Raw genomic sequence first — 13,101 nt, forward strand, 5'->3', positions numbered from 1 at the left:
GACGGATTTTTGGCGGCTGCTAGTTGGTGATGCTGGGCAGCCAGAGCGTGATCAGCGGAAAGGCGACCAGAAGAGTGATGGTGAAGGCGTCGGCGAGGATGAACCACGCGACGCCGCGGAAGATGGTGCCGAGCGGCATGCTGGGGCCGAGGCTGGAGCGGATGACGTAGACGTTCATGCCCACCGGCGGGGTGATCAGCCCGGTCTCCAGCAGCTTGATCGCCAGCACGCCGAACCAGATCAGGTTGATGTTCAGCTCGTGCAGCAGCGGCGACAGGACCGGCATGGTCAGCAGAATGATGGAGATGCTCTCCAGGAAGCAGCCGAGCACGATGAAGAGCAGGCAGATCAGGATGATCACCCAGGTCGTATCCAGACCGGCGAGCTGCCCGGTGATCCAGACCGGCAGCGTCGACAGCGCGATGAAGCGCGAGAACAGTGCTGCGGACACGACGATGATGAAGATCGCGGAGGTGCTGATCGCCGTGTCGATCAGCGCGGCGCGTAGCATCCGGACGCTCAGCGTGCGGCGCGCGAGCGCGATGATGCAGGCGAGAAACGCGCCCACCGCGCCGGCTTCGGTTGCCGTGAAGATGCCGGAGAAGATGCCGCCCAGGACGCCTGCGATGAGGATCGGAAGCGGCCAGGTCTTCTTGAGCAGCTCGAGCTTCTCGCGCCCGCTCGTCTTGGTGGTGTCGGTCGGGGCAAGCGCGGGATTGAGCGTACAGCGCACCGTGATCATCAGGGCGAAGACGATGCCGGACAGAATGCCGGGAATGAGGGCGGCGATGAACAGCGTGTTGATCGACTCGTCCATCATCAGGCCATAGATGATCAGCAGGACGCTGGGCGGAATGAGCGAGCCCAGGGTGCCTGCGGCGGCCACCGAGCCCGACGCGAGCGAGGGCGCGTAGCCCGCCTTCAGCATCTCCGGGATGGCGATCCGCGAGAACGCGGCAGCCGTGGCCACGCTTGACCCGCTGGCCGAGGCGAACAGCGCACTCGAGGCGACGGTGGCCGTGGCAAGACCCCCGGGCAGGCGGTTGAGGAACACGCGCGCCGCGTTGAACAGGCCGGAGCTCAACCCCGCGCCCGAGGCGATGTAGCCCATCAGCAGGAACATCGGCACGGCGGACAGATTCCAGTCGCCGATCATCTCGTAGGGGATGGCCTTGGCGATGCCGATCGCCGGCATCGCGCCCATCATCAGGTAAATGCCGGCAAAGGACGTGAGGCCCATGGCGATGCCGATGGGAATGCGGAAGCCGATCGCCACCAGGGTCACGACGATCCCGACCATGCCGATATCGAGACGGTCCATGGTGCGCTCCTCAGGCCGGATCGGAGGAGACGTCGGCCGGGGCGTAGGTGCCCCTGACGATCTCGATGAGACGAAGCACCATCACCACGCAGGCCAGGGCCAGCCCGATGGGCAGGAGGAATTTCGTCGGCCAGACGACGACCCGCCACGTGCCTTCCACCACCTCGCCGATCTGCCAGGCCTTCACCGCCGGCGCCCACGACAGCCATGCCAGGCCGCCGTAGAAAACGGCGGACAACACCGTCGCAAGGAAGAGGCAGATCCGGCGGCCCAGCCCCGGCAGCAGGTCGTAGAGGATCTCGACCATGATCGAGCCTTCGCGGATCTCCACCCAGGCGAGCGGCAGGAAGACGGCGGAGACCATGTAGTAGCTGGCGACGACTTCGGCGGTGCCGGGGATGGGGCTGTTGAAGGCGTACTTGCCGACCACGTCGGCGGTAACGTGCAGCATCATCAGCCCCAGCGCGAGGGCGGCGAGGACGGCCAGCAGATGCGAGACGTGCTGCGTGAACCGGCTCATCACTGCATCCTGTAGCCGCCGTTGACGTCGATGACGGCGCCGGTGACGTAGGCGCTGTCCGGCCCGGCGAGGTACGAGACCGCGCCGGCCACGTCCTCCGGCGTGCCGATCCGGGCCAGCGGGATCGACTTGGCGATCTCTCCGTCCTGGGCGGGATCCAGCGACATCCGCAGCATCGGAGCGTCGATGAGCCCCGGCGCCACCGCATTGACCGCCACGCCGAGCGACGCGCCTTCGCGCGCGGCGGCCTTGGTCAGGCCGAGGATGGCGCTCTTGCTGGCGATGTAGGCCGAGCTTGAGCGATAGCCGCCGAGCTGGGCGGCCACCGATCCGAACGTGATGAAGCGGGCACCGGGAAGCGGGGCCCGCTGGCGGGCGCGGAGATATTCGCGGATGAGGAGGAACGTGCCGGTGCTGTTGACCCGCTGGGTGGTCTCCCACTCGTGCGCCGACGTCTCGGTGATGGGCCGGCGGGCCCCGTTTTCGTCGAGGATGAGCACGCCTGCGGCAGCCACCACGACGGCGATTGGCCCGTGCTCGGCTTCGATCGCCTGAAAGACAGAGGCAACGGCGGCTTCGTCGGCAACGTCGAGCGCCATGAACGCGTGCGGCCCACCGTCCAGACCTGCGGTGACGGCGGCGGTCGTATCGGCGGAAAGATCGGTGGCGACGACCCTGAAGCCATCGCGGGCAAGCCGTTCGCAGACCGCCCTGCCGATGCCGCCTCCGGCACCGGTTACGAGCGCAAGCTTGGACGTCATCCATTCCCCCAAATTTTGTTCTTATCCAAAATTTGGATCCATTGTCGGCATCATGTCAACTGGATTTCGTTGAATAGAGGCATTATGGATCCATTATCTGCCGGCGGCGCTTGCGCAGGGGGCTGCCCGCGGGCATGGTTGGCATTGAGTGGCGGGGGAGGAGGCGATGGCAGAGAAGTGCGGGACCGTCGCGGAATCGGCGACAGCGATGCTGCGCGAGATGATCCGGTCCGGCGAGCTGCGCCCGGGCGCGCGCGTCCATCAGGATCAACTTTCGGAGCTGCTTGGCCTGTCGCGCACGCCGCTGCGCACCGCCATGGCCACGCTCGCCCGCGACGGCCTGCTCGACTACGAGACCAACCGCGGCTACCGCGTGAAGCAGTTCTCGGTCGAAAGCATCCGCAGCGTCTTCGAGATCCGTTCGGTGCTGGAAGCGCAGGGGTGCCGGGCCGCGGCGCGCAACGGAATACCGCCGCGCCTGCTCGAACGGATGGACACGCTGGTGCGCCAGGGCGACGACCTGCTGTCGGTCGGCCGCCTGGAGCCGGAGCGCCTGCCGCCCTACCGGAAGATGAACGTCGACTTCCACAACTGCATTCTGGAGGCGGCGACGAACCCGTTTCTCAAGGACTTCGTCGATCGCACCCACAACGTGCCGATGGTCTCCGACCGGGTGATCCTGTGGGACGACTTCGAGGTCATCCACCGCTCCCACGACGACCACCACCGCATCGCGCGCGCCCTCAGGCGCGGCGACGGCGAGCGCGCCGCGCTGGTGATGTACGAGCATGTCGCCCATGCGGGGGATCTGCTCATCGCGCGCCTCGAGGCCGATCCCGATGCGGCCTTCAAGCTGCTCGCGGCCGGCGCGCCGACGCCGCCATGAGGCCTGGCGGCCGCGTTCCGCTGGACCGCGCGGTCGCGCCGGCCCTTCACGCCACCCGCATGACCGATAAGAGGAAACGCCCATGACGCTGCGCCTGTATTTCTCCCCCGCTTCGCCGTTCGTCCGCAAGGTGATGGTCTGCGCCCACGAGAAGAAGGTCGCGGACCGGGTCGAGAAGCTGCCGTCGCAGGCCTGGCCGGTGAAGCGCGACCAGACCATCGTGCGCGACAATCCGTCGGGCCAGGTCCCGACCGCGCTGCTGGACGACGGAACGCCGCTGTTCGACAGCCGCGTCATCTGCGCCTACGTCGACACGATGTCGGAGGAGGGGTGCCTCTATCCCGCCTCCGGGGACGAGCGCTTCCGCGTCCTGACCCTCGAGGCGCTTGCGGACTCCATCCTCGGCGCGGCGCTGCTCTGCCGCTACGAGACCGTGCTCAGGCCCGAGGAGCTGCGCTGGCAGCTCTGGTCCGACAGCCAGATGGAAAAGATCGACAGCGGCCTGGACGACCTGGAGGCGCGCCGCATCGACCAGCTCGCGACCGGCGCGGCAGACGCCGGCAGCATCGCAGTCGCCTGCGCGCTCGGCTATCTCGACTTTCGCTTCGCCGACAAGGACTGGCGGTCCGGACACCCCCGCCTCGCGGCCTGGTTCGCCGAGTTCGCGGAGCGACCGTCGATGCGGGACACCATGCCGAGCTGAGATCGGCCCGGGGACGCCGCGGCGCCGGTCGCCGTCACGCGGACAGCGCCTCTTGCACGAAACACACCGAGGTGGTGGCGCTGCCGCCGATGTTGAGGGTGGCGGCGCGGCGCGCACCGGCCACCTGGCAGGCGCCGGCGTCGCCGGTCACCTGCCGGTGGGCGTCGAGCAGCATCCGCACGCCGGTCGCGCCGACCGGGTGGCCGAGCCCGATCAGCCCGCCGCTCGGGTTGACCGGCAGCGATCCCGTCGCCGCGATGGTGCCGTCCTCGACCGCGCGCCACGCCTCGCCCGGCGCGGTGATCCCGAAATGGTCGATCGCCATGTACTCGGTGATCGTGAAGCAGTCGTGGGTCTCGATGACGTCCAGCTCCTCCGGCGCGGAAATGCCGGCGCGCCGGTAGGCATCCTCGATCGTCGCGCGCAGATGCGGAAAGACATGGCTCCCGCCGTTCGCCTCGGCGAGCTTGTCCTGAAGCCGCATGGTCGCCGTTCGGTGCCCCCAGCCGGCGATGCGCGACAGGGCGCCGTCGCCGCCGCCGGTTCGCCTGGCGTGGGCCTCCGCGGCGCGGCGCGAGGCGAGGAACACCACCGCGGCGCCATCGCTCACCTGCCCGCAGTCCTGGCGCCGGACCGGTCCCTCGATGACCGGATTCTCCTGGTCGTCGGCGCGGAACGCGTTCTCGCCGAACCGCCAGTTGCGCGTCTGCGCGTCCGGGTTGCGGCTGGCGTTGGCGTAGTTGATCTCGGCGATCCGCATCAGGTGGGCATAGTCGAGGCCGTAGCGCTCGGCGTAAGTGTCCATCAGCCGGCCGAACATGTGGGGCCAGACGAAGCGGGCGCCTTCCGCCTCGCGGCCGCGCCAGCAGGCCGCGCCCAGGTGGCCGGCCGCGTCGTCGCCGGGCACGTTGCGCATGCACTCGACGCCGACCACGCAGGCGATGTCGTAGCGCCCGGCCTCGATCTCGGCGGCGGCGGCCAGCAGCGCGATGCTGCCCGACGCGCAGGCGGCTTCGTGGCGGGAGGCGGGAAGGCCGGAGAACGCCGGGTCGAGGGACGCGAAGATGCCGCCGAGCTGGCCCTGGCCGCAGAAGAGCTCGGCCGCGAAGTTGCCGATATGGGCGGTGTCCACCATGTCGGGCGCGAGCTCGGTGCGCTCCAGCGCGCCGCCCACGGCCTGCCCCATCATGTCGGCGATGCCCAGGCCTTCCCGCGACCAGTTGCGTGCGAAGTCGGTCTGGTAGCCACCCAGAACATAGACGTCGCTCGAACCCATGGTGACCTCCCTTTGTGCCGTCAGGCGGTCCGTTGCGTCTGTTTGCCGAGTTCCGCCTCCACCACCTCGCGCAGGACGGCGCGCTGCACCTTGGCGAGCGGGTTGCGGGGCAGCGCATCCACGATGACGAGCCGCTCCGGCCACTTGAACGCCGCGAGCCCCTCGCGCTCGCAGTGCGCCACGATCGAGGCGAGCGTCACCGTCCGGCCGAGCATCGGGACCACGACGGCGCAGACGCGTTCGCCGAGCCGGTCGTCGAAGTAGGCGGTGGCCGCTCCTTCGGCGACGTCCGGGTGGGCGGCCAGGAGGGCATCGATCTCCGCCGGGGCGATCTTCATCCCGCCCCGCACGATCAGTTCCTTGGAGCGGCCCACGAAGCGGATGTAGCGGGCGTCCGCCCCGTCGCCGACGATCTCGAAGAGGTCGCCCGTCCGGAAGAAGCCGTCCGCGTCGAACATCGACCGGTCGTAGCCGTCCGGCGAATAGTAGCCCGGAAACACCGATGGGCCGGCGATCCGCATCTCGCCGGCCTTGCCCGCCACGGTGACGGGCTCGCCCGTTTCCGGGTCCACCAGCTTGAAACGGCAGCCGTTGGCGCTGCGTTCGTGGTCGTTCCAGGACGTGTCGCCGCTGCGGGGAAACAGCCGGGAACGGATCACCGGATCGGGGACTGCGGCCCGGCTGGATGCCAGCTGGATGCCTTCGTTGGACCCGAAGATGTTGGTCACCGAGATGTCGAAGCGCTGCTCGAACGCGGCCACGTGGGAGGGGTCCGGCGGCGCCGAGCCGGTGCCGACCGCGCGCACCAGCGCCAGCGCCCGGGCGACGCGGTCGTCGGTGTCGCGCTGGAGGATGCTGGCGAGCAGCGCCGGCGCGACGATGGTGTAGCGGACCTGCTCGGCGACGATCTGGTCGAGAAAGACCTCGAAATCGAACGGATGGTGCAGCACCAGCGTGCCGCCGATGCGGATCCACGGCATCATCAGGCCGCCGATCGAGGCGGCGTTGACGAAGGGGAAGGGCACCAGAAGCGCATCGCCCTCTTCGAGCCTGGACGCCTCGGATGCGCTCCACGAACTGCACAGCCAGTTGCTGTGGGTCTTCGGAACCGCCTTCGGCTGACCCTCGGTGCCGGATGTCCAGCAGATCGAGAAGAGGCTGTCGGGGTCGGCGTTGCGCGTGCCCGGGGCGCGATCGGCGGGCGCGGCGATGGCGGCGGCCAGGTCCTTTGCGCCGTCCGGCAGGCCGCTTCCGGTCGCATACAGGACGCCGTCGAAGTCGGTACCGGCGAGGAACTGCTCGGCCAGGCGGGTCTTGCCGAACCGCGTCACCGTGCAGAAGGCGCGCGGCGCGACCAGTCTCACGATCGCCGCCAGCTCGCGCGAGCGGTACTGGACGGGAACCGGGCTGACGATCGCGCCGATGCTCGCCGCCGCCAGATAGACGATCGTCAGCTCGTGGATGTTGGGCATCTGCACGAGCACGATGTCGCCGTGGCCGATGCCGTCGGCCCGGAACGTTGCCGCCAGCCCATCCACCGCGCGCAGCATTTCCGCGTAGGTCAGCCGTTGCGGCGGCCCGTCGGTGAGCGCCGTGCGGTTGGCCGGATCGACGACGGCGGTCCGGTCCGGCGTCGCCACCGCGTTCCGCTCGAACAGCACCGGGATTGAGTCGGCACCCCACAGGCCAGCCTTGCGATAGTCCGAGATGGTTTGCGCGGAATAAGGCCCCATCAGCCGGCGCTCGCGGCGGCCGCGCCGGCGAAGTGGGCGGTGCGGATGGTGTCCTGGTATTCCCTCGAAAGCCGGTCGACGACGGCGGCGGTGGGTTCGATGGCCGAGATCGAGCCGATGCCCTGGCCCGCCGCCCAGATGCCCTTCCACGGCTTCACCTCCGCGCCTTCCAGGCCGGTGAAGTTCATGCGGGCGGTCTGGGTGGCGATCACCTCCGGGTCGAGGCCCTGGGCGACGATGCTGGGTTTCAGCATGCTGGCGCGGGCGCCGGTGAAGGCCTTGGTCACCATGAGGTCGGCGGCGGTGGAGGCGACGATCATCTGCTGGTGGCCGGCGTCGGCGCGGCTCTCGGTGGTCGGGATGAAGCGGGTGCCGATGTAGGCGAAGTCGGCGCCCATGACCTCGGCGGCGGCCACGGCCCGACCGGTGCCGATGCCGCCGGCCAGCGCGATGTAGCCGTCGAAGAAGCTGCGAACCTCCTCGACGAAGACGTAGTTGCACAGCTCGCCGGTGTGGCCGCCGGCGCCGGCACAGACCAGCACGAGGCCGTCGGCGCCGGCGGCCGCCGCCTTGCGGGCGTAGAACAGGTTGTTGACGTCGGCGAACACCAGTCCGCCGTAGGAGTGCACGACCTCGACGGCCGGGGCCGGGCTGCCGAGCGCGGTGATGACGATCGGCGGCCGGTACTTCTCCACCAGTGCAAGGTCCAGCGGCAGCCGCGGGTTGGTGCTGTGGGTGACGAGGTTGAGGGCCCAGGGTGCGACCGGCCACTCGCCGTCCGAAGATGCATTGCCGAGCGCCGCGGTGATCGTGGCGAGCCAGTCGTCGAGCTCCTCGACGGTGCGCACGTTCGGCGCCGGAAACGAGCCGACGATGCCGGCACGGCAGGCGGCAATCACCAGCTCTGGTCCGGAGACGAGAAACATGGGAGCGGCGAAGACCGGAAGCCGCAGGCTGCGCAGCCGCGTGCGGGTTTCAGTGTCGCTCAGCATGGGCTTTCTCTCCGTCGCGGGCGCCAGACCCTTTCCGATCACGGGGTGACACCGGACCGGCGGGACGTGGCTTCAAATTCTTCCGTTTCTCGAGCCGACGCGGCGGCGAGGATCGTCGAGATCGCCTCGGCCAGCACGGCGGGCGCCTCGAGCGGCAGCATGTGGCCGGCACCGGGGGCGAGGACGAGACGCGCATCGGGGATTTCTTCCGCCAGCGCGCGCGCCTTGTCCGGCGGGGTGACCCGGTCGGCCTCGCCGGCCACCACCGCAGTCGGACAGGCGATGGCCGCAAGCCGGTCGCGGCCGTCTGGCCGCGCGGCGGTGGCTGTCTGATGCAGAACGAACGTCTCCAGTCCGATCCGCTCCGCCATCGTGACAAGGATGGCCTGGATGGCGGGGTCCTCGCTCGCGGCCGGGCCGAGGAGATAGCCCGCAAGCCCCTTGGCGAAGCGGGTCATCCCTGCGGCGCGGGCCTGTTCGACCGCAACCTGGCGGCCGGCCTTCTGCCGGTCGGTGTCGGGTGCGGCGGTGGTGGAGGCGAGGACCAGTCCGGCGACGCGCTCGGGGGCGGTGCGCAGGATTTCCAGCGCCACGTAGCCTCCCATGGACAGCCCCACCAGGACGAACCGCTCGGGCAGGTCGGCAAGCAGGCGGGCGGCAATCCGCTCGATGCTGTCGAAGGCGGGAAGCTCCGGCGCCACCACGGGAGCCGGGACAAGCGGCCTCACCGGCGCCCAGACGTCCGGGGTGCACAGCAGGCCGGGAAGGCAAACCAGGCCGACGGTCATCGGGTCTCCTTGGGCGTTGTCGCCGCGCCGCGCAGGCCCGTGGCGTCGCCCGGCAATTATTGTTGCTAAACTAGACCAACTCAAAATCGGCTTCAAGCCAGCCTGCGGACTCTCGGGGGACTTTGATCTAAGTCAATGAATTATAACACAAGGCCTCTGGGAGAATGTGACCTTCCCGCACCTTCCGGGGGATGCAACCAGGCGCCCTGCACGTCTGAGCTGGGGCGCCGTGACCGGTGGAAAAGGGCAAGCCGAGGCGCGTCTGGCCCCCATTTGGCACGGTTGCGACCAAATATGCCGATTGACACCCGCGTCAAACGAATTAAGTCTAGTTACGAAACTTATGGAGGCGGGAATGCTGAAGGGTGAATGGGCTCACGAGGGGCACGACAATCACGATCTCCCGATCTCGAAGCTGAACGTGCGGCTGATGGCGCCCGATGGCGCGCCGCCGCCCGATGCGCCGGACTGGATCTGGACCTACGACCACCCGTATCTTCACGGCCTGTTCGCGCCGACGGATCGCGAGTACGACGCCGACGATCTGGAGGTGGAAGGCGAGCTGCCGGCCGATCTCTACGGTGCCTACGTCATGAACGGCCCGTCGCAGCGCTTCACGCCGGCCAACCGCTACCACTACTATGACGGCGACGCGCAGCTGCGCGCGATCTACTTCCGCGACGGCAAGGCCTCGTTCCGCCAGCGCTACATCCGCAACGAGGCGTTCGTCGTCGAGGACATCGCCGGCAAGGCGATCTGGCCCGGCATTGCCGGTCCCTACAATTTCAAGCTCCCCGGCTCGCCCATCAAGGATGTGTCGAACACCGACGTGATCTTCTACGCGGGCCGCCTGCTGTCGCTCTGGCACATGGCCGGCGACCCCTACGAGATCGATCCGCTGTCGCTGGAAACCCGCGGCAAGGAGACCTTCGGCGGCCAGCTCGCCCACACGCTGTCGGCCCATTCCAAGGTCGATCCCTGGACCGGCGAGCTCTACTTCTTCAGCTACGGCGACAAGCCGCCCTACATGCGCTACGGCGTCGGCGACCGGCAGGGCAACGTGGTCCACGACGTGGCGATCGACATTCCCGGTCCGCGCTCGCCCCACGACCTGGGCCTGACCGAGCACTACGCGATCCTGCACGACCTGCCGTTCTTCCACGACGTCGAGATCCTGCGGCAGCACGGCAAGCGGATGGTCCGCTTCCATCCGGACATCCCGGCGCGCTTCGGCATCATTCCCCGCCGGGGGCAGCCGTCGGAGATCCGCTGGTTCGAGGCGGAGCCCTGCTACATCCTGCATCTGGTCAACTGCTGGGAAGAGGGCGAGTGGGTGCATCAGGTCGGCTGCCGCCAGGCCGATCCCGGCTACGAGCGCGACCAGAAGGACGGCAAGCTCGGCTCCATGATGGCCCAGCGCCGGCGCATCCACGTCCTCTATCGCTGGTCGTTCAACATGCGCACCGGCGAGGTGCGCGAGGGGCCGATAGACGATCTCAACACCGAGTTCCCGACAGCGAACCACAACTTCCTGGGGCGTAAGTCGCGCATCTCCTTCAACCAGGTCATCCCGCTCGCGCGGGATGGATCGACGGTCGGCCAGTGCCAGACCTTCGACGGCATCGTCCGCTACGATCTGGAGACCGGCGCCAGCCAGCGCTTCGACTACGGCGATGGCGTCTACGGCAACGAGGCGCCGATCGCGCCGCGTAAGGGCGCCACGAAGGACACCCCGGAGGAGGCGGCCTACGCGGTCACCTTCACCACCGACACCAACGACTGGAGCTCCGAGTGCCTGGTCTTCGACGCCGCCGACATCGGCGACGGGCCCATCGCGCGGGTGAAGATCCCGCACCGGATCTCCGCCGGCTTCCACACGACCTGGGTGCCGGGCGAAGACATCTTCGAGTGACGGTGACCGGGGCTGACGATCGGCGCGGGGAGCCGGCCGGCGGGCCGCTTGCCGGCATCCGGGTGCTCGATTTCGGGCAGTTCATCGCCGGGCCGCTGTGCGCGGCGATGCTCGGCGATCTCGGCGCCGATGTCGTCCGCATCGAGCGGCCGCAGGGATCGGCCGATCGCACGGTGCAGCCGCTGGCGGCCGATCTGCCGGGCGGTGCGGTCTATCTCCACGTCAACCGCAACAAGCGCTCGCTGGCGCTCGATCCGTTCGACCCGGCATCCCGTCCCGCGCTCGATGCGCTGATCGCCGAGGCCGACGTGGTGGTGGCCAACTTGCCGCCGCCGACGCGCGCCGCGATGGGGCTCGACTTCGAGCGCCTGAAGGCCCTCAATCCGCGCCTGGTGCTGGTCACCTGCTCCGCGTTCGGAACCGGCTCCGGGCTCGCCGATCTGCCGGGCTTCGACGGCATCGGGCAGGCCGTCTCCGGCGCCATGCACATGAGCGGCGAGGACGGTAACCCCCGGAAATCCTACGTACATTTCGTCGATCACATGACCGCGGCGATGTCGGCCTTTTCAACGCTGGCGGCGCTGCGGGAGCGCGACCGGACGGGAGAGGGCACCCATGTGGAAACGTCGCTTGCCGGCAACGCGCTGTTCATGATGGCGGGCAATCTCATCGAGGAATCCCACCTGGCGCTGGGCCGGGAAGGGACCGGAAACCGGGCCCAGCTGGCCGCGCCCGCCAACACCTACGCCACTCTTGACGGCCACATCCTGGTGCAGGTGATCGGCAACGGGATGTTCCGCCGTTCCGCCCGCCTGCTGGGGCGCGAGGAGTGGATCGCCGACCCGCGCTACGGCAGCGACGAGGCGCGCGGCGATGCCTATCCCGAGCTCGATGCGGCGATGGCCGACTGGTGCGCGGCGCGCACGACGGCCGCGTGCGTCGACCTCCTGCGCGCAGCGCTGATCCCCGTGGCGCCTGTGCTTTCGCCCCGCCAGGCGCTGGAAAGCGCAGACATCGCGGGCGAGTGCGTCTGGGGTGCGCACGACTGCGCGAATCTGCGCGATTCTGCGCTTTCCAGCCTGCAGCAGCCGGTCACCTACTCCGGCCGCCCCGTTCAGGTGCGCAGCGCCGCGCCGCGGCTCGGAGCGCACAGCATCGTGGTGCTGGAAGAGGCCGGTCTTGATCGCGGGACGATCGACCGGCTATTGAGCGACGGCCTGCTCTTCGACGGTTCCGCCGAAGCCGGCTGAGGAGATACGGCAACAGGCGATGAGCGACAGCGGTCAGATCCAGGCAAGCTCGCTGGTCCGCGCGCTCAACGTCGTTGGCGATGCCTGGACGGTGCTTCTCCTGAAGGAGGCGTTCCTCGGCGTCCGGCGCTTCAACGAGTTCCAGGAGAGCCTTGGCATTCCGCGCCAGACCCTGGCGCTTCGGCTGGCGGCGCTTGCCGACCACCACATCCTCTACAAGAAGCCGGTGCTGCACCGGACCATCGTCCAGGAATACCGGCTGACCCCGAAGGGGCTGGATCTCTACGACTTCATCATTTCCGTCTGGGCCTGGCACAAGCGCTGGGACATCGGCACCCATTTCCTGCCCGGCGACCTGCTGCACAAGCCCTGCGGACACCTGCTGGACGTGCGGCTGGTGTGCCGCGAGTGCGGAGATCCGGTCGTGCGGGCCGAGATTCGTTTGGAGCCGGGCGAGGGCAGCGGCTTCGACCCGAAGCCTGCGGCCCGCCATTCGCGGATGAACGATGCGGCGTTCTCCAAGTCGACGGGGGTGGAGCCCTCCCGCATGGTGGCCACCACCGTCATCGGCGACCGCTGGAGCAACCTGGTGCTCGACGCGATCTTCCGGGGCGTCAACTCGTTTCAGGCGATCAAGAACGAGCTGGAGATCGCCTCCAACATCCTGTCGTCGCGCCTGAAGAAGCTGACCGAGCTGGGCCTGATCGATTCCGCCAGCGAGGGCCGGCGGATCGACTACCACGTCACGGAACGGGGCGAGGGGCTGTTCGACGTCTTCCTCAGCCTGACCGGCTGGGGCGACCGGTGGCTGTCGGGAAGCAGCGGCGTGCCGCAGGTGCTGGTCCACCGCTGCGAGAACGTGCTGGACGCCCGCTACGTCTGCGCCCATTGCGGCATGACGGTGCGCGCCTGGGAGGTCGATCTGCCCAAAAAGGCCGGCGGTGAGCCGCTGGCCTGAG

At 68.7% G+C, this 13,101-nt stretch carries 12 protein-coding genes; 5 read left to right on the forward strand and 7 right to left on the reverse strand.

The window, feature by feature from the left end; genetic code table 11:
- Window positions 1-19 precede the first annotated feature (19 nt).
- The 3 genes from ACSSVZ_RS01355 to ACSSVZ_RS01365 are packed head-to-tail and all read right to left on the reverse strand — an operon-like array spanning window position 20 to window position 2,602.
- A complete protein-coding gene (locus tag ACSSVZ_RS01355) occupies window positions 20-1,321 on the reverse strand; it encodes a TRAP transporter large permease (RefSeq protein ID WP_453967796.1) in 1,302 nt (433 codons plus the stop codon).
- Between the two features lie 10 nt (window positions 1,322-1,331).
- Window positions 1,332-1,841: a TRAP transporter small permease subunit gene (locus ACSSVZ_RS01360; protein ID WP_453967797.1), complete on the reverse strand. Its 510-nt coding sequence runs from the start codon at window positions 1,839-1,841 to the stop codon at window positions 1,332-1,334.
- On the reverse strand, window positions 1,841-2,602 hold the full coding sequence (locus ACSSVZ_RS01365; protein ID WP_453967798.1) for an SDR family NAD(P)-dependent oxidoreductase: 762 nt from the start codon (window positions 2,600-2,602) through the stop codon (window positions 1,841-1,843). Before ACSSVZ_RS01365 ends, ACSSVZ_RS01360 begins: the two co-directional genes overlap by 1 nt.
- A gap of 166 nt (window positions 2,603-2,768) precedes the next feature.
- Between ACSSVZ_RS01365 and ACSSVZ_RS01370 the strand changes: the two genes are divergently transcribed.
- Both ACSSVZ_RS01370 and ACSSVZ_RS01375 read left to right on the forward strand, forming a co-directional pair.
- Window positions 2,769-3,488 (forward strand): GntR family transcriptional regulator, encoded by a 720-nt coding sequence (locus tag ACSSVZ_RS01370; RefSeq protein ID WP_453967799.1) that lies wholly within the window; start codon window positions 2,769-2,771, stop codon window positions 3,486-3,488.
- Window positions 3,489-3,576: 88 nt separating this feature from the next.
- Window positions 3,577-4,191, forward strand: coding sequence for a glutathione S-transferase (locus tag ACSSVZ_RS01375; RefSeq protein ID WP_453968023.1), 615 nt, complete (start codon window positions 3,577-3,579; stop codon window positions 4,189-4,191).
- Between the two features lie 34 nt (window positions 4,192-4,225).
- Here the strand turns inward: ACSSVZ_RS01375 and ACSSVZ_RS01380 are convergent, their stop codons facing one another.
- The 4 genes from ACSSVZ_RS01380 to ACSSVZ_RS01395 are packed head-to-tail and all read right to left on the reverse strand — an operon-like array spanning window position 4,226 to window position 8,980.
- Window positions 4,226-5,467, reverse strand: coding sequence for an acetyl-CoA acetyltransferase (locus tag ACSSVZ_RS01380; RefSeq protein ID WP_453967800.1), 1,242 nt, complete (start codon window positions 5,465-5,467; stop codon window positions 4,226-4,228).
- 20 nt (window positions 5,468-5,487) lie between these two features.
- Window positions 5,488-7,200 (reverse strand): class I adenylate-forming enzyme family protein, encoded by a 1,713-nt coding sequence (locus ACSSVZ_RS01385; RefSeq protein WP_453967801.1) that lies wholly within the window; start codon window positions 7,198-7,200, stop codon window positions 5,488-5,490.
- A complete protein-coding gene (locus ACSSVZ_RS01390) occupies window positions 7,200-8,192 on the reverse strand; it encodes an NAD(P)H-dependent flavin oxidoreductase (RefSeq protein WP_453967802.1) in 993 nt (330 codons plus the stop codon). The genes ACSSVZ_RS01385 and ACSSVZ_RS01390 overlap by 1 nt, the downstream gene beginning before the upstream one ends.
- 38 nt (window positions 8,193-8,230) lie before the next feature.
- On the reverse strand, window positions 8,231-8,980 hold the full coding sequence (locus ACSSVZ_RS01395) for an alpha/beta fold hydrolase (RefSeq protein WP_453967803.1): 750 nt from the start codon (window positions 8,978-8,980) through the stop codon (window positions 8,231-8,233).
- A 355-nt stretch (window positions 8,981-9,335) separates the two neighbouring features.
- Between ACSSVZ_RS01395 and ACSSVZ_RS01400 the strand changes: the two genes are divergently transcribed.
- From ACSSVZ_RS01400 to ACSSVZ_RS01410, 3 genes are read left to right on the forward strand one after another with little or no spacing between them, the layout of a single operon-like run.
- A complete protein-coding gene (locus ACSSVZ_RS01400) occupies window positions 9,336-10,892 on the forward strand; it encodes a carotenoid oxygenase family protein (protein WP_453967804.1) in 1,557 nt (518 codons plus the stop codon).
- Window positions 10,893-10,894: 2 nt separating this feature from the next.
- Complete coding sequence (locus ACSSVZ_RS01405; protein WP_453967805.1) at window positions 10,895-12,142, forward strand: CaiB/BaiF CoA transferase family protein; 1,248 nt, start codon at window positions 10,895-10,897, stop codon at window positions 12,140-12,142.
- A gap of 19 nt (window positions 12,143-12,161) precedes the next feature.
- A complete protein-coding gene (locus tag ACSSVZ_RS01410; protein ID WP_453967806.1) occupies window positions 12,162-13,100 on the forward strand; it encodes a winged helix-turn-helix transcriptional regulator in 939 nt (312 codons plus the stop codon).
- Window position 13,101: the final 1 nt, after the last annotated feature.

Source organism: Amorphus sp. MBR-141 (genome assembly GCF_053628695.1).